Genomic DNA, 24,196 nt, shown 5'->3' on the forward strand with positions numbered 1-24,196 from the left:
GTTAAACGAAACCGGGCTGTAATGGGTAACAGTCTGTATCAGGAGGTTTTTCGGAAAAGGTGGAGGTTACGAGGTGCGGTTTCAGATATTAGTATCCTGATTTATCTGAATTTTTTGGAAAAATGATTACCAAAGCTTACGGTTTCAGTCATTTACGCTTAACGGATTCGCTTATATACTCGTGGGTCTGCTATCAGCAAACAGACGGACTTCATGTATCAACCTGTCGCACTCTTCATAGGCTTACGCTACATGCGTGGGCGCGCCGCGGACCGCTTCGGTCGCTTTGTCTCCTGGCTTTCGACTATTGGCATTACGCTTGGCGTGATGGCACTGGTGACGGTGCTTTCCGTCATGAATGGCTTCGAGCGCGAGCTGCAAAACAACATCCTGGGGCTGATGCCGCAGGCCGTACTCTCATCGACTAACGGTTCGGTTAACCCACAGCAGCTGCCGGAAAGCGCGGCGAAGTTACAGGGCGTCACGCGCGTTGCGCCACTGACCACCGGCGACGTGGTGCTGCAAAGCGCCCGCAGCGTGGCGGTCGGCGTGATGCTGGGTATTGACCCGGCGCAAAAAGATCCGCTCACGCCGTATCTCGTTAACGTGAAGCAGACCGATCTGGAAGCCGGAAAATACAATGTGATTCTGGGTGAGCAGCTTGCCGGCCAGCTTGGCGTTAACCGCGGCGACCAGCTCCGCGTGATGGTGCCTTCAGCCAGCCAGTTTACGCCGATGGGGCGCCTGCCAAGCCAGCGCCTGTTCACCGTGATTGGGACCTTTGCCGCCAACAGCGAAGTCGATGGCTACCAGATGCTGGTTAACATTCAGGACGCGTCACGCCTGATGCGCTACCCGGCCGGCAATATCACCGGCTGGCGCCTGTGGCTCGACGCGCCGCTGAAGGTCGATACCCTCAGCCAGCAAAAACTGCCGGACGGCACCAAATGGCAGGACTGGCGCGAGCGTAAAGGCGAGCTGTTCCAGGCCGTGCGGATGGAGAAAAACATGATGGGGCTGCTGCTGAGCCTGATCGTCGCCGTGGCTGCTTTTAACATCATCACCTCGCTGGGGCTGATGGTGATGGAGAAGCAGGGCGAGGTCGCTATCCTGCAAACCCAGGGGCTGACGCCGCGGCAGATCATGGCCGTGTTTATGGTGCAGGGGGCCAGCGCCGGTATCATCGGCGCGCTGCTCGGGGCGGTGCTGGGTGCGCTGCTTGCCAGCCAGCTCAACAATTTAATGCCGATCATCGGCGCGCTGCTTGACGGCGCGGCGCTGCCGGTGGCCATCGAGCCGCTGCAGGTGGTCGGTATTGCGCTGGCCGCGATGGCCATTGCGCTGCTTTCTACGCTTTATCCTTCCTGGCGCGCTGCCGCCACTCAACCCGCTGAGGCTTTACGTTATGAATAAGATCCTGTTGCAATGCGACAACCTGTCCAAACGCTATCAGGAAGGCACTGTGCAAACCGACGTGCTGCACAATGTGAGCTTTAGCGTGGGCGAAGGCGAGATGATGGCGATTGTCGGCAGCTCCGGCTCGGGTAAAAGTACCTTATTACATCTGCTGGGCGGGCTGGATACCCCAACCAACGGCGACGTGATTTTCTCCGGCCAGCCGATGAGCAAAATGTCCTCCGCGGCGAAGGCCGAGCTGCGTAACCGCGAGCTGGGCTTTATCTACCAGTTCCACCACCTGCTGCCGGATTTCACGGCGCTGGAAAACGTGGCGATGCCGCTGCTGATTGGCAAAAAGAAACCGGCTGAGATTAACGCCCGCGCCAGCGACATGCTGAAAGCGGTAGGGCTGGGCCATCGCGGAAACCACCGTCCGTCGGAGCTGTCCGGCGGCGAGCGTCAGCGCGTGGCGATTGCCCGTGCGCTGGTCAACAACCCGCGTCTGGTGCTGGCGGATGAGCCTACCGGTAACCTGGACGCGCGCAACGCGGACAGTATTTTCCAGCTTCTGGGCGAGCTGAACGCCTCGCAGGGCACCGCGTTTCTGGTGGTGACCCACGATCTGCAGCTGGCAAAACGCATGGGGCGCCAGCTTGAGATGCGCGACGGTCATCTGCACGCGGAACTGACCCTGATGGGAGCAGAGTAATGGCGTCACCGTTATCGTTACTCATCGGTTTACGTTTTAGCCGCGGCCGCCGTCGCGGCGGCATGGTGTCGCTGATCTCTGTTATCTCGACCATCGGTATTGCGCTGGGTGTGGCGGTGCTGATCGTCGGCCTGAGCGCCATGAACGGCTTCGAGCGCGAGCTGAATAACCGTATTCTGGCGGTCGTGCCGCACGGGGAGATCGAACCGGTTAACCAGCCGTGGACGAACTGGAGCGACGCCCTGAACAAAGTTGAAAAAGTGCCCGGCATCGCCGCGGCTGCGCCCTACATTAACTTTACCGGGCTGGTGGAGAGCGGGGTAAACCTGCGCGCCATCCAGGTGAAAGGGGTGAACCCGGCGCAGGAAGCGCGCCTCAGCGCGCTGCCGAACTACGTGCAGAACGGCGCGTGGGCCAACTTCAAGTCGGGCGAGCAGCAGATCATCATGGGTAAAGGCGTTGCTGATGCCCTGAAGGTGAAGCAGGGCGACTGGGTGTCAATCATGATCCCGAATGCCAGCGCCGATCACAAACTGCAGCAGCCAAAGCGCGTGCGCCTGCACGTTACCGGTATTCTTCAGCTGAGCGGTCAGCTTGACCACAGCTTTGCGATGGTGCCGATGGAGGATGCACGCCAGTATCTCGACATGGGCGACAGCGTGACGGGCATTGCCATTAAGGTGAACGACGTCTTTAACGCTAACAAACTGGTGCGCGACGCGGGCAGCGTGACCAATAACTATGTCTACATCAAAAGCTGGATCGGCACTTACGGCTATATGTACCGTGATATCCAGATGATCCGCGCCATTATGTATCTGGCGATGGTGCTGGTGATCGGTGTCGCGTGCTTTAATATCGTCTCGACGCTGGTGATGGCGGTCAAAGACAAGAGCGGCGACATCGCCGTGCTGCGTACTCTTGGGGCAAAAGACGGTCTTATTCGCGCCATTTTCGTCTGGTACGGTTTGCTGGCGGGTCTGTTCGGCAGCCTGTGCGGCGTGGTGATTGGCGTGGTGGTTTCCCTGCAGCTAACGCCGATTATCAACGGCATTGAAAAGCTTATTGGTCACCAGTTCCTGTCGGGTGATATCTATTTTATTGACTTCCTGCCGTCAGAACTGCACTGGCTGGATGTTTTTTATGTGCTGCTTACAGCACTTTTACTGAGTCTGCTGGCAAGCTGGTATCCGGCGCGTCGCGCAAGCCGAATTGATCCGGCGAGGGTATTAAGTGGCCAGTAATTACGTCACGATCTAGCGGCTTTCGGGTCGCCAGATCGAAAGAGGAATGCGTTATGTATTATGGATTTGATATTGGCGGCACCAAGATTGCGCTCGGCGTGTTTGATAAAGATCTCAAACTGCAGTGGGAAACCCGCGTTCCCACGCCGCGCGACAGCTACGACGAATTTTTAACCGCCATTGCCGCGCTGGTGGCGCAGGCCGATGAACGCTTTGGCGTGAAAGGCAGCGTCGGCATTGGTATTCCGGGCATGCCGGAAACCGACGACGGTACGCTTTACGCGGCCAATGTGCCTGCCGCCAGCGGTAAACCGCTGCGCGCCGATCTCTCCGCGCTCCTTGAACGCGACGTGCGTTTAGATAACGATGCCAACTGCTTTGCGCTCTCCGAAGCCTGGGATGATGAGTTCCGTCGCTACCCGCTGGTGATGGGGCTGATCCTCGGTACCGGCGTCGGCGGAGGAATCGTCATCAACGGTAAGCCCATCACCGGCCGCAGCTACATCACCGGCGAGTTTGGTCATATCCGCCTCCCGGTGGATGCGCTGGAGGTCGTCGGCCGTGATTTCCCGCTGACCCGCTGCGGCTGCGGGCAGCACGGCTGTATTGAGAACTACCTGTCAGGCCGCGGGTTTGCATGGCTTTACGAACACTTCTATCATCAGAAACTTGAGGCCCCTCAAATCATTACCCTGTGGGAGCAAGGGGATGCGCAGGCGCGTGAGCACGTCGAGCGCTATCTGGATCTGCTGGCGGTGTGTCTGGGCAATATTCTCACCATCGTCGACCCGGATCTGCTGGTGATTGGGGGAGGGCTCTCAAACTTTACCGCGATTACGGAACGGTTGTCCGGGCGTTTGCCCCGACATTTATTGCCGGTTGCCCGCGTGCCGCGTATTGAACGCGCGCGACACGGGGACGCAGGAGGCATGCGCGGAGCCGCATTCCTTCATCTCACCGATTAGTTTACGAGGTTACTATGCTGTCGCGTCGCCAGGGTCGACTCAGCCGTTTTCGCAAAAACAAACGCCGCTTGCGTGAGCGTCTGCGCCAGCGGATCTTTTTCAGAGACAGAATGATGCCAGAAGCGATGGATAAACCCAGAGTGGTGGTGCTGACCGGGGCGGGGATCTCCGCCGAGTCAGGAATTAGAACCTTCCGCGCGGCGGACGGGCTGTGGGAAGAGCACCGCGTGGAGGATGTCGCCACGCCGGAAGGCTTTGCCCGCGACCCGGATCTCGTGCAGGCGTTTTACAACGCCCGCCGTCGTCAGCTTCAGCAGCCTGACGTCGCGCCGAATGCCGCGCATCTGGCGCTGGCGAAGCTGGAAGAGGCGCTGGGCGATCGTTTTCTGCTGGTAACGCAGAATATCGACAACCTTCACGAGAGGGCCGGCAACAAGAACATCATCCATATGCACGGTGAGCTGCTCAAAGTTCGCTGCGCATGGAGCGGTCAGGTGCTGGACTGGAAAGAGGACGTGCTGCCGGAGGATAAGTGCCACTGCTGCCAGTTCCCGTCTCGCCTGCGTCCGCACGTGGTCTGGTTTGGCGAAATGCCGCTGGGAATGGATGAGATCTACAGCGCGCTGGCGATGGCCGACGTGTTTATCGCTATCGGTACATCCGGCCACGTTTACCCGGCGGCGGGGTTTGTTCACGAAGCGCGGCTGCACGGCGCGCATACGGTAGAGCTCAATCTTGAGCCGAGCCAGGTGGGCAGCGAGTTTGAAGAGAAACACTACGGCCTGGCAAGCACGGTTGTTCCGGAATTTGTCGACAAGCTGCTGAAAGGTCTGTAACGCGAATCGCGTGAAAAGGCACCCGCCCGGCGGGTGCCTTTTTATTTAAGAATGAAAGAACGCCAGCGTCTTCTCCAGCGATTTAGCCTGCTCGTCCAGCGAGAGCGCCGCCGCTGAGATCTGCTGAACCAGTGAAGCGTTCTGCTGGGTGGTGCTGTCCATCTGGTTGACGGCGGTACTGACCTGGCTAATCCCCCGATTCTGTTCGTCCAGCGCCTGAACAATGTCGTTGATGACCAGATGCACGTGCGACACCGCTTCAATCACCTGTTTCATCATCACGCCAGTTTCATTGACCAGCTCGACGCCTTTGCTGACGCGGCCTGAGGACTCGGCAATCAGTTGAGAGATTTCTTTGGCCGCGTTAGCGCTTCGCTGGGCAAGGTTGCGTACTTCACCTGCGACTACCGCGAAACCGCGTCCCTGTTCACCCGCGCGCGCCGCTTCAACGGCCGCATTCAGCGCCAGGATATTGGTCTGGAAGGCGATGCCATCGACGATGCTGTTAATCTCACCGATCTTACGTGCGCTCTCGTCAATCTCCCCGATCACCATTACCACGTCGTTCACCAGCGTTTCGCCATGCCCCGCAAGACTCGCGGCGCGATCGGTCAGGGTGGTCGCCTTGTGGGCGTTATCGGCATTGTTCTTCACCGTAACCGAAATCTCTTCCATGCTGGCAGCGGTTTCAACAATCGCCGCCGCCTGTTCCTCGGTACGCGAGGCGAGGTCAAGGTTGCCCGCCGAAATTTCGCTGGTCCCGCCGTGCACGGAGTGGCTGGCTTCGCTGATGTTGTCGACGATGCGCTTGAGCTGCGTCTGCATGGTGTACAGGGCATAAAAAATGCTGTGGGTATCCCCGGATCGCACCGGGATGGTGTTGTTCAGATCCCCGCGGGCGACGGCCAGGGCGATCCCGGCGGCCTCGGAAGGTTCTCCCCCACCGGACGATCAACCTTGCGGGTAAAAATCTGGGCCATCACCAGGCTAACCGCAACGATGCTTAACACCATCATGACGATGGCCTTCAGTAAAAATGCGCGCGCTTCGGCCATCACTTCGCTGACCGGGGTGATGATGGCGAGTTTCCACGGCGTCTGGCTGTTGCCGACGGCGATCGCCTGCCAGGTGATAAACACCTCTTCTTTCAACAGCGGATCGTTTACCCGAGTGACGTCATGTCCTGCAATTTGACCCGCGTAAGGCTTGCCTGCCGCACCTTTGTCCGGGCTGGACACCACGTTATTGCCCGCAGACAGGAGCAGGGCGTAGCCTGTGCCGTTCCACGGTTTAATGGCGCCAATCATGGACTGCAGCGTGGCGAGCGAGAAGTCAGAGGTGACTGAGCCCAGAAACTGACCGTCACGCATGATGGGGGCGGCAATTGAGGTGAGCATCACGTCCACGCCGTTGTAGGGGTAAATATAGGGTTCGATGATCACATCTTTATGCCGCTGTTTCGGCAACAGATAGTAATCACCGCTGCCGGGCGTTTCGATGTCCGTCAGCAGGTGCAATGTCGGTTTGCCAGTGGCATCGCGGTCGACGTAGCGGGCGTAGCGCCCGGCAGGATCTTCGCCGCTCTGACCAGCAAAGACGGCATCTTTATCGTCAAACGCGTTGGGCTCAAAGGCCATCGACATGGAGAGAAACGACGGGTGAGCCGAGAGGTAGTGGACGAGCAGCTGGTTCAGGCTCTGGCGGTCGGAAATGCCCGCTTCGCGTAGCGCGAGGGCGCTGTTGCCCATATCCCGGGCGGCAGTCAGGGCAGAATCCAGCTGTTTGCTGACCTGTAAAGCTTGTACCTCGGCTATCTGGCGGATATGGTTTTTGGCCAGCACCTCTTGCTGCGCCATCCATTGCCACATCATAAACCCGATCGTTGCCGTAAAGCCCACCGTCACGGTGAGGAAAATGGACAATAGCATCAACGTCTTGACTCTTATTTTTTGTCTTCGGACCATGGCGTCTTTCATTCTCATCTCCCGTAATGTCGTGCATGTCGGGCAGGCACAAAGTACTTATCGGATATTTCATCCCCTTTCTGTAGAGCGAAGGATATATTTAATTTAAATCCAGACGATTAATTCCCGTTAATTAGTGTGGATGCTTTTATTTTGTGCATTCAATCAAAATAGTGCTCGATAAAACTCGTTATCGTCGTGTAGAAAGAGGATGCTAATAAATATAAAGTGGTAGAGGAGGATGGGATATGTACGGATTTATCGCGCGACAACCCATTTTTAACCCTGAAATGAATACCGTAGCCTATGAGCTGCTTTTCAGAGACGGGATGACAAATCGTTTTCCGGATGTGTCGGCAGAATATGCCACGTCCAGGATGATATCCGATCAGTTCTTATGTGTGCCGTCCCAGCGCATTGCCGGGGCACATACGTCGTTTATTAATTTCCCTTCAAGGATGGTTATTGACCGCAGTGGAGAAGCGCTTGATAAAGAGAGCGTGGTGATTGAAATCCTTGAAGATGCTGTGCCGGGGGCCGAACTGCTGCAGGCCGTCAGGGAGATGAATGCGCACGGCTATCAGTTTGCGCTTGATGATTTCACCCTTGCGCCAGAATGGGATGTTTTTTTACCCTATATTTCAATCCTGAAATTCGACGTCAGAAATTATACCTTAGCGCAAATTAAAGAGTATCTGAAAGTACGTAAACATCTGACCGGTCATATTAAATATCTTGCTGAAAAAATTGAGACTAAAGAGGAATTCAACCAATACAGAGACGAGGGATTTTCCCTTTTTCAGGGCTATTTTTTCTGCCGTCCGGAGGTCATTAAATATAAACGGCTGTCGCAAAATCAGCTGGCGATTTTTCGGCTGCAAATGGAGGTCGGACGCAATAAACCTGATTTTCGAATTATCGAGTCGTTGATAAAAACCGATCTCACGCTCTCTTATAAAATCATGCGCTATATGAAGCATACGGCGTTTAAACATGTCGGCGCCTGTAATTTCAGTAAGTTAACCCTGAGCGAGGTGCTCAGGTATCTTGGCGAAAACCAGCTCCGACGGTTTGTTGCCGTCGTGGTCCTCGCCAGTGCGGGCAATGACACCGTCAGCGAGCTTTACCCGCTGAGCATGATGCGCGGCAAATTTTGCGAACTGCTGGCTGAGACGATGAACGAACCTACTCTGGCTGAAAATGCGTTCATGTGCGGCCTGTTTTCTCTGCTCGATACCCTCCTGGAGCTTCCGATGGCAGAGCTGATGAAGCAAATTGCGGTACCGCAGAGCGTGAACAACGCGCTGTGCCACCAGGAGGGACGGTTAGCCGACATGATTAACCTCTGCCGTTACTATGAACAGCAGCGGTGGGACGAGGCGACCCGGGTTCGTCAGGCGCTGGGCCTGTCAGATGAAGAGGTGGTTGAGGCGATGCGAAAGGCGACGCTCTGGGCTGGAGAGAATACGGTCAGTTAATCCTTCCTCACGCCGCGCAGGCGGCGTGAGGAAGAGCGCGATACCGGTTAGCGGCCCGCTTTTAACTTCTGGTAATACTCTTCATAGAGGCGGCTGGCGTCGCCGACATCGTTCTGCCACTCACCTTTGCTGATGATTTCCGCATCCGGGTAGAGCGACTTATCGTTAGCCACTTCAGGCTTCAGCAGCTTGCGTGCGGCCAGGTTTGGCGTCGGGTAGCCAATCGTCTCGGCAACCTGTTTCGCCACATCCGGGCGCAGCAGGAAGTTAATCAGCTTCAGCGCCCCATCCACATTTTTCGCGTTAGCCGGAATGGAGAGGCTGTCCATCCAGAAGATCCCGCCTTCTTTTGGCCAGACTACCTCAAGCGGCGTACCGGCCTGGCGGGCCACATACGCGGAGCCGTTCCACACCATCCCCAGGTTTACTTCGCCTTCCATATACGGGTTTGCAGGGTTATCAGAGTTGAATGCCGCCACGTTAGGCATCAGCTTTTTCAGCTCGGCATATGCCGCTTCAATCTCTTTAGGATCCGTCGTGTTGCCAGAGTAGCCAAGCTTGCGCAGCGCCACCTGGAAGACTTCGCGCGCGTCGTCGGTCAACAGCAGGCTGCCTTTGTATTGCGGTTTCCACAGATCGGCCCAGCTTGTCACCGATTTCGGATCGACGGCCTCGCTGTTAACGCCAATCGCGGTTGCCCCCCAGATATACGGAATGGAGTAGTCGTTATTTGGGTCAAACGGCTTGTTGAGCATCTCAGGATCGAGGTTTGAAAAATGGGTTAGCTTCGTTTTGTCGATCTTCTGGATCATGCCCTCTTTGCGCATTTTGTCGACAAAATAGGTGGACGGAACCACCAGATCGTACGCGCCATCTTTGTAGGTTTTGAGCTTGGCGTACATGGTTTCATTCGACTCGTAGGTCGAGTAGATCACCTTGATGCCCGTCTCCTTGGTGAACTGCTCCAGCAGGCCCGGCGGCACGTACTCGGTCCAGTTGTAGAAGTAGAGCGTTTTGCTGTCATCAGCGTGTGCGGCACCCATACCAAGCACCAGCGCCGCAGCGGCGAGCATTTTTTTCATTTCATTGTCCCCTGAGATTTTGTTTTATCACGAGCAATAACCTGGCTGGCGATCACCAGAACCAGCGAAAACACCAGCAGAATGGTCGCCAGCGCGTTCACCTCAGGTGAAACGCCGACTTTCACCATCGAATAAATTTTCAACGGCAGAATTTCATAGCTCGGCCCGGTCACGAAGGAGGAGACCACCACGTCATCCATCGACAGGGTAAAGCTCAGCAGCCATCCGGCCGCCACGGCGGGCATCGCCAGCGGCAGGATGATTTTGCGCAGGATGGTCATTTCGCTGGCACCCAGATCTTTCGCCGCCTCCAGCATGCGCACGTCGAACCCTTTCAGGCGCGCAAAGACGGTCACCACCACAAACGGCAGGCAGAAGGTGATATGGGAAAACAGCAGCGACCAGAAGCCAAGCTGTACGCCCAGCAGCATAAACAGCACCAGCAGCGAAATCGCCATCACGATATCCGGCGACATCATCACCACAAACAGCATGCCGCTGACGAACGGCTTACCGCGAAAGCGATAGCGGTAGAGCGCCACGGCGGTCAGGGATCCAATCAGCGTGGCGAAGGTGGCGGAGAAGATCGCCATCGTCAGCGAGTGCTGCGCGGCCTGCAGCAGGCTGTCGTTGTTCATCAGCAGGCTGTACCAGTCGGTGGTAAAGCCCTGCCAGTTAATCCCAAAGCGCGAGCTGTTAAACGAGTTCACGATCAAAATAATGATCGGGATATACAGGTAAGCGTAAATGGCGGTCATAAAACCGCCGCGAAGCAGTCGACCGATCATTCGAGTTCCACCTTCTTGTTCAGCAGCCGTGAGGCGCGCCAGTAAACCAGCAGCATCAGACCCATCACCACCGTCAACGTAATGCTGGTGGCGGAGCCGAACGGCCAGTCGCGAATGTTGAGGAACTGGCTCTTGATCACATTCCCAATCAGCAGGTTTTTCGCGCCACCCATCAGGTCCGAAACGTAGAACAGACCCATGGCCGGAAGCATGACCAGCAGACAGCCCGCGATAATGCCGGGCATGGTCAGCGGAATGATAATGCGGATAAAGGTCTGAAACTTGCTGGCACCCAGATCTTTTGCCGCCTCCAGCAGCGGTTTATCCAGCTTCTCAATGCTGGAGTAGAGCGGCATCACCATAAACGGCAGCAGGATATAGACCAGACCCACAATCACCGCGCTCGGGGTAAACATGATGCGGATCGGCGTATCAATCACCCCCAGCCACAGCAGAAATTCATTGAGGTAGCCTTTGGTGCTGAGGAAGATTTTCAGCCCGTAGATGCGAATCAGCGAGTTGGTCCAGAACGGCACAATCAGCAGAAACAACAGCAGCGGACGCACCTTTTGCGGCAGACCCGCGAGGAACCATGCGAACGGATAACCCAGCACCAGGCAGGCAATGGTGGCAATCAGCGCCATATTGAGCGAATGCAGCAGCACGTCAAAATAGAGCGGATCGAGCAGGCGCGCGTAGTTGTCCAGCGTAAAAACCAGCGAAACGAAGTTTGCGTCGTCACGGGTCAGGAAGCTGGTGGCGATGATCATCAGGTTGGGTAAAAAGACAAACAACACAAGCCAACCGACGATCGTGGCAATCACCACATTCTGGAACTTACTTGTGTTCTTCATCAGCCAGTACAACCTCCCAGCTTTCTACCCAGTTGATAACCATTTTCTGGTCGAGAGAGTGGTCGAAGTCCGGGTCGTCCTCGTTAAAGAACTCGCTGACCATCACCATTTTGCCGTTCTCCAGCTCGACGACAGACTCCAGCGTCATCCCTTTGTAGTTGCGCTCGCGGATATAGCCGATTAACCCTTCGGCCTCGGTATTGCCGTGAATTTCATCGACGCGCAGATCTTCCGGGCGCAGCAGAACGTTGAGCTTTTGTCCCTTTTCGACGGGGAAATTCACCGTGATGACGCACTCGCGTCCTTCGACGCACGCGCGAACGCGCTGGTCGTCCAGGCGCTCAATCACCGTGGCGTCGAAGATATTGATCTCACCAATGAAGCTGGCGACAAACAGATTTTTCGGCTCTTCGTAGATTTCACGCGGCGTGCCGTCCTGCTCGATTTTGCCGTCGCGCATCACCACGATGCGGTCGGACATGGTCAGGGCTTCTTCCTGGTCGTGGGTGACGAAGACAAAGGTAATGCCGAGCTTGCGCTGCAGGGCTTTAAGCTCGTTCTGCATCTGCTTGCGCAGCTTGTAATCCAGCGCGGAGAGGGATTCATCCAGCAGGAGCAGACGCGGCTTGTTGACCACGGCGCGGGCGATGGCCACGCGCTGCTGCTGGCCGCCGGAAAGCTGATGCGGTTTTCGCTGGGCGAACGTCTCAAGCTGTACCATGCGCAGGGCTTCGGTGACGCGCGGTTCGATTTCATTCGCCGGGGTTTTTTGCATCCGCAGGCCAAACGCCACGTTTTCAAACACGGTCATGTGCGGGAAGAGGGCATAGCTCTGAAAGACAGTGTTGACGTGGCGGTCTTCGGCGGGAACCTGGGTGATGTCCTGGTTTTCAAGATGGATATGGCCGTTATCGACGCTCTCCAGCCCGGCGATAAGGCGCAGTACGGTGGTTTTGCCGCAGCCGGAGGGGCCAAGCAGCGTCAGAAACTCACCGTCATTGATGGTGAGAGTGAGGTCGGAAATGACGTCTTTGCCATCAAAACTTTTACGAATTCGTTCCAGTTGCACCAGCGGTGAACGTGAACGGGATTGTGTATTCAATTTTTGCGCTGTCCCATATAGACGCCTCAGGCGGCAGACTGAAGCGGGGTTTGTGTGTAACCACCTTGGTGACTCGTAATGAGGGCGGACATTCTACGGCAATCCCCCGCAATCGCCAATCCTTGTCACTGATTCATAAGCTACATTTACTAACGCACAACGATATAAACGGAAAATATTCTCGTTTGCGGGATAAAAGTGACCTGACGCAATATTTGCGTTTTGATGCTTATTGATAATGTTGTCACAAAAAGTGAGGGTGACTGCATGGATAAATTACTTGAGCGTTTTTTACAGTACGTTTCGCTGGATACCCAATCTAAGCCGGGTGTTCGCCAGGTGCCGAGCACCGAAGGCCAGTGGAAGCTATTAAACCTGCTTAAAGAGCAGCTTGACGCCATGGGGCTGGTCAACGTCACGTTAAGCGAGAAAGGCACTGTGATGGGAACGCTGCCGGCGAATGTCGACGGGGATATCCCGGCGATTGGCTTTATCTCCCATGTCGACACCTCTCCGGATTTTAGCGGTAAACATGTGAACCCGCAGATTGTTGAAAACTACCGCGGCGGCGACATTGCGCTGGGCATTGGCGACGAAGTGCTCTCGCCCGTGATGTTCCCGGTGCTGCACCAGCTGCTCGGTCAGACGCTGATCACCACCGATGGTAAAACGCTGCTGGGGGCGGATGACAAAGCGGGCATCGCGGAGATCATGACGGCGCTGGCGGTGCTGAAGGGCAACGATATTCCGCACGGTGATATCCGCGTGGCCTTTACGCCGGATGAAGAGGTCGGCAAGGGCGCGAAGCACTTCGACGTGGACGCCTTTAACGCCCAGTGGGCCTACACCGTCGACGGTGGCGGCGTCGGTGAGCTGGAGTATGAAAACTTCAATGCCGCGTCAGTCACGATCAAAATTGTCGGCAACAACGTCCACCCAGGCTCTGCCAAAGGCGTCATGGTCAACGCGCTGTCGCTGGCGTCGCGTATTCATGCAGAAGTCCCGGCGGAAGAGAGCCCCGAACAGACCGAAGGGTATGAAGGTTTCTATCACCTGACCAGCATCAAAGGCACCGTGGACAGCGCGCAGATGCACTACATCATCCGCGATTTTGACCGTAAAGCCTTTGAGGCGCGCAAGCGTAAGATGATGGAGATCGCCAAGAAGGTGGGCAAGGGCCTGCATCCTGACTGCTATATCGAGCTCATCATCGAAGACAGCTATTACAATATGCGCGAGAAGGTGATGGCGCATCCGCATATTCTCGATATCGCCCAGCAGGCGATGCGCGACTGCGATATTGAACCGATATTAAAACCGATTCGCGGCGGTACCGACGGTTCTCAGCTGTCGTTTATGGGACTACCGTGCCCGAACCTGTTTACCGGTGGCTATAACTACCACGGTAAACATGAGTTTGTGACGCTGGAAGGGATGGAAAAGGCAGTGAAGGTGATAGTGCGGATAGCTGAGTTGACCGCTAAACGCTAAAAAATGCCCGGTGGCGCTGCGCTTACCGGGCCTACGATCCGAATGTAGGCCGGGTAAGGCAAAGCCGCCACCCGGCAATGAGGCAAGGAGTGCCCATGTCAAACTACCGTCGCCATTACGTCCCCGGTGGCACCTGGTTTTTCACCGTTAACCTGCAAAACCGTCAGAGCGATTTGCTTACCCGCCATATCGATAACCTCCGTTCCGCCACCTCAACGGTTAAGCGTGCGAAGCCCTTCACCATCAACGCGTGGGTTATTTTGCCTGAACATATGCACTGTATCTGGACCCTACCGGACGGGGACAGTGATTTTTCCGCCCGCTGGCGGGATATCAAAAAGACATTCAGCCGCAGCATCGACATGCGCTATATCTGGCAGCCACGATTCTGGGAGCACACCATCCGCAACGAAGAGGACTACCGGCGGCATGTGGATTACATTTATATCAATCCGCTGAAGCATGGCTATGTGGGTAAAGTCAGCGACTGGCCGTATTCAACGTTTCATCGGGACGTGGCTGAAGGGTTGTATCCGGTGGATTGGGCAGGAGAGATTGAGGATTTTGCCGCGGGGGAGCGGCGATAAAAACGCCCGGTGGCGCTACGCTTACCGGGCCTACGATCCGAATGTAGGCCGGGTAAGGCGAAGCCGCCACCCGGCAAATATCACGACTCAGTCCTCAAAGAACCAGTACCCGCTGTTGACCAGCGCGGCCAGCATCGCGAGGAAGGACGGGTCTTCCAGCGCATCGCCAAAGGTATCTGCAGTCAGCACCAGATGGCTGGCTATGGCTTCCAGCGCCGGTCGGTGCGGAGAGTCCAGCTTCTCGCCGTTGACGAACACGTCCTCACCAATGCGCAGCACGCGCAACCCGCCCAGGCGCGTCAGCTTGTCGCCTTGCTGAAGCGCATCGTAAATCTCGTCCGCCTGATAAGGCGGCTCCGGTGGTGCAACGTCCAGCTCGTGGCGGGACTGGCTAATAAACTCGCCAAACCACTGACGGAAATGTTCCGGCTCGTTGATCAGATCCAGCATCATGCCGCGCAGCTTATCCAGCTCCGCAGGCAGGATGTCTGCCGGGTGCTCACGCGCAGGCACGTCGGGATCGCTGTAACGATAGCTGCCCAGCTCGCGCTGCAGAACATAGTCGGCAAATCCGCTGATCATCTCGCGGCCGCTTGGCGCGCGGAACCCGACGGAGTAGTTGAGGGAGTTCTCCAGGGAGTAGCCTTCATGAGGGAATCCCGGCGGGATGTAGAGAATATCACCCGGCTCCAGCTCTTCGTCGATAATCCCTTCAAAGGGATCAACCTGAAGCAGGTCCGGATGCGGGCAGTGCTGCTTCATCGGCACTTTTTCGCCCACGCGCCAGCGGCGGCGGCCCGTACCCTGAATGATGAACACATCGTACTGGTCCAGATGCGGGCCTACGCCGCCGCCCGGCACGGAGAAGGAGATCATCAGATCGTCCATGCGCCAGTCGGGCAGGGCGCGGAACGGACGCATTAAGGCGGCCGTCGGCTCATGCCAGTGGTTGACAGCCTGTACCAGCAGCGACCAGTTGTTTTCACCGAGGTGATCGTAGCTTTCGAAAGGACCGTGGCTAACCTGCCATTTCCCGTCCTGGTGGCTGACCAGGCGGCTGTCGACTTCGTTTTCCATGGCCAGACCGGCCAGCTCGTCAGGCGAGATAGGGTCGACAAAATTGCTGAACCCGCGTTTCAGAACGACCGGGCGTTTTTGCCAGTAACGTTCAATAAACTCGGGCCAGTTAAGCGTTAAGTGATAATCCATATTTTTTTATTCCGCAGGCTCTTACTGACTCGGATTATAACGGAAGCTCAGCCCCCCGGCTGCGAGATCCTCGCATTTTTCACATAACGGGTTAACTATCGTTCGATGTGGGCTGCTGGCGACCAAAAATGACCTCCATTCGCGCGCCGCCCAGCAAACTTTCGCTGGTTTCGATTTTCCCGTCGTACTGGTCGACAATCTCCCGGGCGACGGCTAATCCAACGCCCTGGCCAGGACGTAGCGTATCGGCGCGTTGACCGCGATCGAACACCACATCACGTTTATTGCGCGGGATCCCCGGGCCATCATCCTCCACGATGATATGCAGTTCGTTATCCGTCTGGCGCGCCGACACTTCCACGAACTCCAGACAGTATTTGCAGGCGTTATCCAGCAGGTTGCCCATCACTTCCATGAAGTCATTTTTTTCACCCACAAAGCTTATCTCTGGCGAGATATCGAGGCTGATATTCACCCCTTTACGCTGATACACCTTGTTGAGGGCGGACGTGAGGTTATCCAGAAGCGGGGCGACCGGATGCAGCTCGCGGCTCAGCAGGGCGCTGCCGGAACGCATGCTGGCGCGGTGGAGGTAATAGCCAATTTGCTGAGAAATACGGCTGATCTGCTCCAGCATCACCGGCTCGGCATCGTCGACGCTCAGCTTCGAACTGCGCATGGAACGCAGGGTGCTTTGCATCACCGCGAGCGGGGTTTTCAGGCTGTGGGTCAGATCGGTAAGCGTCGTACGGTATTTATCATAGCGTTCGCGTTCACTTTTCAGCAGGCGGTTGAGGTTACGCACCAGGCTGGTGAGCTCGCGGGTGGTTTCCGGATTAAGCTTTTCGCGATGATGTTCTTCCAGCTCGCGAACCTCTTTCGCCAGTGATTCAATGGGGCGCAGGCTCCACCACGCCGCTATCCACAGCAGCGGGATCACCAGCAGCAGATTTGCCGCCAGAACGTAGATGAACCAGCTCCAGACCATATAAGAACGCTTCAGCTCGACCGGAATGGTGTCGATCACCACGATGGTCAGCTGCGGCATGTTTAGCGTCGCCGGATAAAGGTTAATCGCAACGGAGTGCGTCATCTCCGTTTCGGCGTCGTCGGCGCGGATCTCGTTCAGCTTTTGCTGCAGGGAACGATCTTCACGGATCAGCGAGCTGGTGGTGTTGAGATCGGCTTCAATTTCGTGAAACCCGTTGGTTTTAAGCCACTCCGGACGAATGCTTTTGACCAGCCACGGAATATCGCGCTGCGCCCACAGCAGCTTCCCCTTTTCGTTGTAAATCAGGGCCAGGGTGGGGCTTTGCTGATTAAGATTTTCCGGCATTTCGACGGTGATTCGGTTATCTTCCCATTTCGCCAGGGTATAAAACAGATTGCTTTCGCCGCGTAAGAGACGAAAGGTCGTTTTATCGAAGCTGACGCTGTACCCCACCAGGGCGACCATGCCGTAGGAGAGCGACAGCACCAGCACCACCGCAGCCGTTGCCAGTAAAAAACGAACCCGCAGTGAGAGGGGCAGAAGATGACGCAAAATCCGTCTCATTTAGCGTAATTCAAACAGGTAGCCCTGACCGCGGACGGTGGTAATCACATCCTGCGGGTACTGGGCCTGAATTTTCTTACGCAGTCGTCCCATCAGCACGTCAATGGTATGGCTCTCGCGCAGTTCAGCGTCAGGGTAGAGCTGAAGCATTAAAGAATCTTTACTCACCACCTTGCCGCTGTTGCGGATCAGCGTTTCCATAATCGTATATTCGAATGCGGTCAGCTTGATGACTTCATCGTTAATTGAGAGCTCGCGGCGGGAGAGATCGACCTGGAAAGGCGGGATGGAAATAACCTGCGACGCCAGCCCGCTGTTGCGACGGAGCAGCGCCTGCATGCGGGCCGCCACCTCTTCAATATGGAACGGCTTAGTGACGTAATCATCTGCCCCCGCGCTGAGCACTTCAACCTTATCCTGCCAGCCTTCACGAGCGGTCAGCACCAGAACCGGCAGGGAAACATCGTGGCTGCGCCAGCGACGAATCAACGACAGGCCGTCTTCGTCAGGCAACCCTAAATCGACAATGGCGATATCCGGCAGGTGTTCATTGAGATAATAATCGGCTTCTTTTGCATCTTCAGCATCGTCCACCTGATGTCCCATCTCCTGAAGCTGAACCTTCAGGTGATGGCGTAGCAATGCGTTATCCTCAACAACCAGTACGCGCATCATCTTTTCTCCCAGAATAAATAGTATGAATAGTTTAACGCTGATTATGTTGCTGTGGGGATAAACATTGAGTAAACCGGGGAAAAGCAACCCCCTTTCCGGGCGGAAAGGGGGGAGAGGAGATTACTTCAGCTCGTCAACCATGGTGATGGCGCGGCCAATGTAGTTCGCCGGAGTCATCGCCTTCAGGCGGGTTTTCTCTTCTTCCGGCAGCGCCAGGCCGTCGATAAACTGCTTCATACCTTCGGCATCAACGCGTTTGCCGCGGGTCAGCTCTTTCAGCTTCTCGTACGGTTTTTCGATGCCGTAACGACGCATCACGGTCTGAATCGGCTCCGCCAGCACTTCCCAGTTGTGATCCAGTTCGTCCAGCAGACGATCGCGGTTCACTTCCAGCTTGCTCACGCCTTTCAGCGTGGACTGATACGCGATCAGCGCGTAGCCGATGCCCACGCCCAGGTTACGCAGTACGGTGGAGTCGGTCAGGTCGCGCTGCCAGCGGGATACCGGCAGTTTGCTCGCCATATGCTGCAGCACGGCGTTCGCCAGACCCAGGTTACCTTCGGAGTTTTCGAAGTCGATCGGGTTCACTTTGTGCGGCATGGTGGAAGAGCCGATTTCACCGGCGATGGTTTTCTGCTTGAAGTGGTTCAGGGCGATGTAGCCCCACACGTCACGATCGAAGTCGATCAGGATGGTGTTAAAGCGCGCGATGCAGTCAAACAGCTCCGCAATATAGTCGTGCGGCTCAATCTGGGTGGTGTACGGGTTCCACTGAATGCCCAGCGAGGTCACGAACTCTTCGCTGAACTGGTGCCAGTCCACTTCCGGATACGCGGCGATGTGGGCGTTATAGTTACCGACCGCGCCGTTGATTTTGCCCAGAATTTCAACCTGTTCCAGCTGACGGTACTGGCGCTCCATACGGTACGCGACGTTCGCCATCTCTTTACCCATCGTGGATGGGGTGGCTGGCTGTCCGTGGGTACGGGAGAGCAGCGGAATGTCGCGGTATTCCACGGACAGCGCTTTCACCGCGTCGATGATTTTACGCCAGTAAGGCAGCACCACCTCTTTGCGCGCGGTGGAGAGCATCAGCGCATGAGAGAGGTTGTTGATGTCTTCAGACGTACAGGCGAAGTGAATGAACTCAGACACGGCGTGCAGCGCAGGAACGCTTTCCACTTTCTCCTTCAGGAAGTACTCAACCGCCTTCACGTCGTGGTTGGTGGTGCGCTCAATGGTTTTAATGCGCGCGGCGTCTTGTTCGCTAAACTCGGCAACGATTTTATCAAGGTAATCGTTTGCCTTTTCGTCAAAAGCAGGAACTTCCTTGATTGCTGCCTGGGCGGCCAGCTTTTGCAGCCAGCGTACTTCAACCTGAACACGGAACTTCAGCAAACCATATTCGCTGAAGATCCCGCGCAGCGCGCTGACTTTATCGCCGTAGCGTCCATCGACAGGGGATACGGCGGTCAGTGAGGATAATTCCATAATTCGCAACTCCGGGAGGTTAACAATGAGCAAGAATTTGTTTTGCCTGAGTGGTCAGGCGATTACGAGAAAACATTAACTGCAGGCGGCCACCGCCAACCTGGTGCCACAGTACGGCGGCACGGATCCCTGCCAGCAGGGAGGCGCGTACTTTTGCCTGTACCTGCGGGCTTTGCAGCACGGCAGGGGAGCCGGTGACCTGAATCCGTGGGCCCAGCGGGCTGATGACGTCAACATAAATGCCGGCCATGGCGCTCAGCAGCGTGTCGGACTGCAGGTCAAAATGGTCAAGCTGACGCTGTAGCCCGGCAATGCGATCGCCCAGGGTATTAAGCGCGCCTTTTGCTGCGCTCAGCTTACGCTCCAGCACCATCAGGCTCAACGTGTAGCGGGTCAGCTCTGCGTTTAACCCCTGACGGCTGCTGGCGTTAAGCACGCCAAGCAGGGTTTCAAGACCGAGACGAAGATTGGTTTCACTGCCACCGAACACGCCCAGGGTCGAACCGGGGTTGAGGTCGATAACGCTATTGAGTGAAACGTGCAGGGCATCAGCGTCGCAATGACCCTGATGCGCCAGCTGTTGCACCAGACGGGCTGACTGGCAAATTCCCGCCAGCGCCAGGGTGATGTCATAATAGTTCTTCGCCACACGGTCTCCTTTATGTGTGCAAACGCTGTTAAACAGCGGGCAGCGGCAGGCGCTGTTCAATGATCCCGCCGCCCAGGCAGATTTCGCCGCTGTAGAAGACAGCGGACTGACCCGGGGTGACGGCGGCGACCGGCTCGTCGAAGCGCACGTCAATACGGTCGTCATCAAGCGCGGTAACGGTGCAAGGAATATCGGTCTGACGGTAGCGTGTTTTCACCGTGCAGCGCAGCGTGCCCTTCAGCGGCTCACGATCGACCCAGTGCAGCTGCTGCGCGATCAGGCCAACGGACATCAGACGCGGATGGTCATGGCCCTGAGCAACAACCAGAACATTGTTTTCGACGTCTTTGTCGACCACGTACCACGGATCTTCGCTACCTTCTTTCGTCCCGCCGATACCCAGGCCTTTACGCTGGCCTAAGGTGTGGTACATCAGCCCCTGATGCTGGCCGATCTCTTCCCCGTCGACGGTGACAATTTTACCCGGCTGTGCGGGCAGGTAACGTCCGAGGAAATCGCGGAATTTGCGCTCGCCGATGAAGCAGATACCCGTAGAGTCTTTTTTCTTCGCAGTGATCAGGTCCAGCTCTTCGGCGATTTTACGCACCTGAGGCTTTTCCAGCTCGCCAACCGGGAACAGGCTCTGGGCGATTTGCTCGTGGCTCAGCGTATAGAGGAAGTAGCTTTGATCTTTGTTGCCGTCCAGACCGCGCAGCAGCTGGCTTTTGCCATTCACGTCAGCGCGACGCACGTAGTGACCGGTCGCAATGTAGTCTGCGCCCAGATCTTCCGCGGCGAATTCCAGGAAGGCCTTAAATTTGATCTCTTTGTTGCACAGAATATCCGGGTTCGGCGTACGGCCCGCTTTGTACTCTTCGAGGAAGAGTTCAAAAACGTTGTCCCAGTATTCTGCGGCAAAGTTAACGGTGTGCAGTTCAATGCCGAGCTTATCGCACACGGCCTGCGCATCAGCGAGATCCGCTGCGGCAGTGCAGTATTCCTCGCCGTCATCTTCCTCCCAGTTCTTCATGAACAGGCCCTCCACCTTATAGCCCTGTTGCTGTAACAGGTAGGCGGAAACGGAGGAATCGACACCGCCGGACATGCCGACGATCACTTTTTTCTGGCTGTTATCTGACATGGAATACTCACGACATTGAACTTCAAGGCGGCGTATTCTATCACGCCCCCCCACCATTGGCACCCTCTGTAAACGGCCAGTTAAATGCGCCGATGACATCCAGCGGCAGGCGTGCGCCTGACTGCCAGCAGCGAATGCTTTCCGCAACCAGCGGCGAGCGCAGGTTTGGCGCGTTCAGGATCTCGTCGGCGGTGACCCACAGGCAGCGATCGATATCGTTATCCTGCGGTTCAGTGGCGCACGTTTCGCTAAGCTCAACGGCAAATAAAAAACGCAGGAACGGTGTGCTGTCGGGCGCAATCCACTGGTGCATACGGATGAAGTGCTGGGGTTCGGCGTGAATACCGGTCTCTTCCCACAGCTCGCGTTTTGCCGCCTGCAGGAGGGTCTCATTGGCTTCAAGGTGCCCGGCAGGCTGGTTCCACAGCGCTTTGCCGTTAATGCTCTCTTCGACAACAAGGAATTTCCCCCGGGCGTGGACCACGCAGGCTACCGTGACATGAGGTTTAAACATAGTGACTCCTTAAGAGATAACGTCCCGCCATTCACCGTTTGCCAGCGTTTCCAGGGTGTAGTTACCCATGGCATAACGAATCAGGCGCAGGGTGGGGAAGCCGACGTGTGCGGTCATGCGCCGAACCTGGCGGTTGCGGCCTTCATAAAGGGTGATTTTAAGCCAGCTTGTCGGAATGGATTTGCGTTCGCGGATAGGCGGGTTACGCGGCCACAGCCACTCCGGTTCATTCACGCGTTCAATACCTGCCGGCAGCGTGGGACCGTCGTTGAGCGTGACGCCTTTGCGCAATTTTTCCAGCGTCTCGTCATCCGGCTCGCCTTCTACCTGGACGAAGTAAATTTTGCCGGTGCGTTTCCCCGGCTGCGTGAGCTTCGCCTGCAGCGCGCCGTCGTTGGTCAAGACCAGCAGGCCTTCGCTGTCGCGGTCCAGACGCCCGGCCGCGTAGACCCCCTGAACAGGGATGTAGTCCTTAAGCGTACTGCGTCCGGCTTCATCGGTGAACTGCGGCAAAACATCGTAGGGTTTATTGAACAGAATCACCCGCTTTGGCTGGGTTTCTTGCGGTCGTCTGGCGGCTTGTCGCGAGCTGAATCGCTCAACCCGGTGTTTTGTAAAAGAAGTTTTCTTCATGGTATTTTCAGGCGTTATCAATTGCCGCATTATAGCCTAATAACGAAGACCTTTCATGGCGTCGGACAATCAGGTACTATCGAAGGGCTCATTACAATTTATTAACATAAGATCAGTAACAACCAGAAGCGCTCGAAGGAGAGGTTAATGGAAAGCAAAGTAGTTGTTCCGGCGGAAGGTAAAAAGATCACCCTGCAAAACGGCAAGATTAACGTTCCTCACAATCCGATCATTCCATTCATCGAAGGTGATGGTATCGGTGTAGACGTTACCCCGGCAATGCTGAAAGTGGTTGATGCCGCTGTTGAGAAAGCCTACAAAGGCGAGCGTAAAATTTCCTGGATGGAAATTTACACCGGTGAGAAATCGACGCAAGTTTATGGCCAGGACGTCTGGCTGCCAGCCGAAACGCTGGACCTGATCCGCGACTACCGCGTTGCTATCAAAGGCCCACTGACGACGCCAGTTGGCGGCGGTATCCGTTCCCTGAACGTGGCACTGCGTCAGGAGCTGGACCTGTACGTCTGTCTGCGTCCGGTTCGTTACTATCAGGGCACCCCAAGCCCGGTTAAGCACCCAGAACTGACCGACATGGTCATCTTCCGCGAAAACTCAGAAGACATCTACGCGGGTATCGAATGGAAAGCGGACTCTGCTGATGCAGAGAAAGTGATTAAATTCCTGCGCGAAGAGATGGGTGTGAAGAAAATTCGCTTCCCTGAGCATTGCGGTATCGGCATTAAGCCGTGCTCCGAAGAAGGGACCAAGCGTCTGGTGCGCGCGGCCATCGAATATGCGATCACCAACGACCGTGACTCTGTGACCCTGGTTCACAAAGGCAACATCATGAAGTTCACCGAAGGCGCGTTCAAAGACTGGGGCTACCAGTTGGCGAAAGAAGAGTTCGGCGGTGAGCTGATCGACGGCGGCCCATGGCAGAAGATCAAAAACCCGAACACCGGCAAAGAGATCGTCATTAAAGATGTGATCGCCGATGCGTTCCTGCAGCAGATCCTGCTGCGTCCTGCGGAATACGACGTGATTGCCTGTATGAACCTGAACGGTGACTATATCTCTGACGCCCTGGCAGCTCAGGTTGGCGGTATCGGTATCGCCCCTGGCGCGAACATCGGTGACGAGTGCGCCCTGTTCGAAGCTACCCACGGTACTGCACCAAAATACGCAGGCCAGGACAAAGTGAACCCGGGCTCTATCATCCTGTCCGCAGAGATGATGCTGCGTCATATGGAATGGTTCGAAGCCGCAGACCTGATCGTTAAAGGTATGGAAGGCGCAATCAACGCGAAAACCGTCACCTATGACTTCGAACGTCTGATGGAAGGCGCTAAGCTGCTGAAATGTTCAGAGTTTGGCGATGCGATTATCGCGAACATGTAATCCAGATTCTGGGTTAACCAAGAGCGGGGGCCTGAGGGTTCCCGTTTTTTTTGCCTCTGCCCGCGGGAGACAACCCGATGTTAGCCACTGTCCTTATCACTGTCGTTGCACTTATTCATCTCTACATTCTTGTGCTGGAAATGTTCCTGTGGAATACCAAAACAGGGCACAAGGCCTTTAATCTGCGTCCTGATTTTGCACGCGACACCCGCGTGCTGGCGGCGAATCAGGGGCTGTATAACGGGTTCCTGGCGGCGGGCCTGCTGTGGAGCCTCTGGCTCGGCGAAAACGGGATTCAGGTGGCCATCTTCTTCCTGATCTGCGTATTGATTGCCGGACTTTTTGGCGCAGCCACCGCCAGCCGTAAAATTTTGTACGTGCAGGCCATTCCCGCGCTCGCTGCGCTGCTTGCGTTACTCATCTGAAGCAATGC

22 protein-coding genes and 1 pseudogene are annotated in these 24,196 nt (G+C 56.1%); 10 read left to right on the top strand and 13 right to left on the bottom strand.

The window, feature by feature from the left end:
• Positions 1–213: 213 nt before the first annotated feature.
• The 5 genes from lolC to cobB are packed head-to-tail and all read left to right on the top strand — an operon-like array spanning position 214 to position 5,152.
• The gene (gene lolC, locus BFV67_RS08240; RefSeq protein ID WP_025911790.1) at positions 214–1,413 is read left to right on the top strand and encodes a lipoprotein-releasing ABC transporter permease subunit LolC; all 1,200 of its coding nucleotides are present in this window, start codon (positions 214–216) and stop codon (positions 1,411–1,413) included.
• Positions 1,406–2,107 carry a lipoprotein-releasing ABC transporter ATP-binding protein LolD gene (gene lolD, locus BFV67_RS08245; RefSeq protein WP_069598130.1) on the top strand — a complete coding sequence of 234 codons (702 nt, stop codon included), beginning with the start codon at positions 1,406–1,408 and terminating at the stop codon, positions 2,105–2,107. Before lolC ends, lolD begins: the two co-directional genes overlap by 8 nt.
• The gene (lolE, locus tag BFV67_RS08250) at positions 2,107–3,351 is read left to right on the top strand and encodes a lipoprotein-releasing ABC transporter permease subunit LolE (protein ID WP_047744946.1); all 1,245 of its coding nucleotides are present in this window, start codon (positions 2,107–2,109) and stop codon (positions 3,349–3,351) included. Before lolD ends, lolE begins: the two co-directional genes overlap by 1 nt.
• Positions 3,352–3,404: 53 nt before the next feature.
• Entirely contained in the window at positions 3,405–4,316 is a 912-nt protein-coding gene (gene nagK, locus BFV67_RS08255; RefSeq protein WP_023292773.1) for an N-acetylglucosamine kinase, read from the top strand.
• 14 nt (positions 4,317–4,330) lie between these two features.
• Complete coding sequence (gene cobB, locus BFV67_RS08260) at positions 4,331–5,152, top strand: Sir2 family NAD+-dependent deacetylase (RefSeq protein ID WP_021240739.1); 822 nt, start codon at positions 4,331–4,333, stop codon at positions 5,150–5,152.
• Between the two features lie 45 nt (positions 5,153–5,197).
• Here cobB and BFV67_RS08265 read toward each other — a convergent pair.
• A pseudogene (locus tag BFV67_RS08265) lies at positions 5,198–7,128 on the bottom strand (methyl-accepting chemotaxis protein).
• Positions 7,129–7,364: 236 nt separating this feature from the next.
• On the opposite strand from BFV67_RS08265, the gene BFV67_RS08270 reads away from it, so the two are divergent.
• Entirely contained in the window at positions 7,365–8,594 is a 1,230-nt protein-coding gene (locus BFV67_RS08270) for an EAL and HDOD domain-containing protein (protein WP_063618323.1), read from the top strand.
• 47 nt (positions 8,595–8,641) lie between these two features.
• Here the strand turns inward: BFV67_RS08270 and potD are convergent, their stop codons facing one another.
• Genes potD through potA form a run of 4 tightly spaced genes read right to left on the bottom strand, consistent with a single transcriptional unit; the run spans position 8,642 to position 12,450 of the window.
• Complete coding sequence (gene potD, locus BFV67_RS08275; protein WP_069598131.1) at positions 8,642–9,676, bottom strand: spermidine/putrescine ABC transporter substrate-binding protein PotD; 1,035 nt, start codon at positions 9,674–9,676, stop codon at positions 8,642–8,644.
• Positions 9,673–10,464 carry a spermidine/putrescine ABC transporter permease PotC gene (potC, locus tag BFV67_RS08280; RefSeq protein ID WP_008500765.1) on the bottom strand — a complete coding sequence of 264 codons (792 nt, stop codon included), beginning with the start codon at positions 10,462–10,464 and terminating at the stop codon, positions 9,673–9,675. Before potC ends, potD begins: the two co-directional genes overlap by 4 nt.
• Complete coding sequence (gene potB, locus BFV67_RS08285) at positions 10,461–11,318, bottom strand: spermidine/putrescine ABC transporter permease PotB (RefSeq protein WP_023292769.1); 858 nt, start codon at positions 11,316–11,318, stop codon at positions 10,461–10,463. Before potB ends, potC begins: the two co-directional genes overlap by 4 nt.
• Positions 11,302–12,450 (bottom strand): spermidine/putrescine ABC transporter ATP-binding protein PotA, encoded by a 1,149-nt coding sequence (potA, locus tag BFV67_RS08290; protein ID WP_175441128.1) that lies wholly within the window; start codon positions 12,448–12,450, stop codon positions 11,302–11,304. Before potA ends, potB begins: the two co-directional genes overlap by 17 nt.
• 237 nt (positions 12,451–12,687) lie before the next feature.
• On the opposite strand from potA, the gene pepT reads away from it, so the two are divergent.
• Together pepT and BFV67_RS08305 are read left to right on the top strand one after the other, a co-directional pair.
• Positions 12,688–13,911 (top strand): peptidase T, encoded by a 1,224-nt coding sequence (gene pepT / locus BFV67_RS08300; protein WP_021241029.1) that lies wholly within the window; start codon positions 12,688–12,690, stop codon positions 13,909–13,911.
• Positions 13,912–14,006: 95 nt separating this feature from the next.
• Complete coding sequence (locus BFV67_RS08305; RefSeq protein WP_069598132.1) at positions 14,007–14,498, top strand: REP-associated tyrosine transposase; 492 nt, start codon at positions 14,007–14,009, stop codon at positions 14,496–14,498.
• Positions 14,499–14,585: 87 nt separating this feature from the next.
• On the opposite strand, the gene BFV67_RS08310 is transcribed toward BFV67_RS08305, so the two are convergent.
• The 8 genes from BFV67_RS08310 to rluE form a co-directional block, all read right to left on the bottom strand.
• Positions 14,586–15,707 carry a ribosomal protein uL16 3-hydroxylase gene (locus BFV67_RS08310; protein WP_025911765.1) on the bottom strand — a complete coding sequence of 374 codons (1,122 nt, stop codon included), beginning with the start codon at positions 15,705–15,707 and terminating at the stop codon, positions 14,586–14,588.
• Positions 15,708–15,798: 91 nt separating this feature from the next.
• Positions 15,799–17,262 carry a two-component system sensor histidine kinase PhoQ gene (gene phoQ / locus BFV67_RS08315; RefSeq protein ID WP_008500759.1) on the bottom strand — a complete coding sequence of 488 codons (1,464 nt, stop codon included), beginning with the start codon at positions 17,260–17,262 and terminating at the stop codon, positions 15,799–15,801.
• A complete protein-coding gene (gene phoP / locus BFV67_RS08320; protein ID WP_025911763.1) occupies positions 17,263–17,934 on the bottom strand; it encodes a two-component system response regulator PhoP in 672 nt (223 codons plus the stop codon).
• 123 nt (positions 17,935–18,057) lie between these two features.
• Entirely contained in the window at positions 18,058–19,428 is a 1,371-nt protein-coding gene (gene purB / locus BFV67_RS08325; protein WP_008500757.1) for an adenylosuccinate lyase, read from the bottom strand.
• Between the two features lie 19 nt (positions 19,429–19,447).
• The gene (gene hflD, locus BFV67_RS08330) at positions 19,448–20,077 is read right to left on the bottom strand and encodes a high frequency lysogenization protein HflD (protein ID WP_008500756.1); all 630 of its coding nucleotides are present in this window, start codon (positions 20,075–20,077) and stop codon (positions 19,448–19,450) included.
• A 28-nt stretch (positions 20,078–20,105) separates the two neighbouring features.
• Positions 20,106–21,218 carry a tRNA 2-thiouridine(34) synthase MnmA gene (gene mnmA, locus BFV67_RS08335; RefSeq protein ID WP_025911759.1) on the bottom strand — a complete coding sequence of 371 codons (1,113 nt, stop codon included), beginning with the start codon at positions 21,216–21,218 and terminating at the stop codon, positions 20,106–20,108.
• Positions 21,219–21,258: 40 nt separating this feature from the next.
• The gene (locus BFV67_RS08340) at positions 21,259–21,732 is read right to left on the bottom strand and encodes an NUDIX hydrolase (RefSeq protein WP_032651463.1); all 474 of its coding nucleotides are present in this window, start codon (positions 21,730–21,732) and stop codon (positions 21,259–21,261) included.
• Positions 21,733–21,741: 9 nt separating this feature from the next.
• On the bottom strand, positions 21,742–22,395 hold the full coding sequence (rluE, locus tag BFV67_RS08345) for a 23S rRNA pseudouridine(2457) synthase RluE (protein WP_069598133.1): 654 nt from the start codon (positions 22,393–22,395) through the stop codon (positions 21,742–21,744).
• A 117-nt stretch (positions 22,396–22,512) separates the two neighbouring features.
• On the opposite strand from rluE, the gene icd reads away from it, so the two are divergent.
• The gene (icd, locus tag BFV67_RS08350) at positions 22,513–23,763 is read left to right on the top strand and encodes an NADP-dependent isocitrate dehydrogenase (RefSeq protein ID WP_023292761.1); all 1,251 of its coding nucleotides are present in this window, start codon (positions 22,513–22,515) and stop codon (positions 23,761–23,763) included.
• A gap of 77 nt (positions 23,764–23,840) precedes the next feature.
• Complete coding sequence (locus tag BFV67_RS08355; RefSeq protein WP_047748259.1) at positions 23,841–24,188, top strand: DUF1304 domain-containing protein; 348 nt, start codon at positions 23,841–23,843, stop codon at positions 24,186–24,188.
• Positions 24,189–24,196: the final 8 nt, after the last annotated feature.

This window comes from Enterobacter roggenkampii (assembly GCF_001729805.1).
GTDB lineage: Bacteria > Pseudomonadota > Gammaproteobacteria > Enterobacterales > Enterobacteriaceae > Enterobacter > Enterobacter roggenkampii.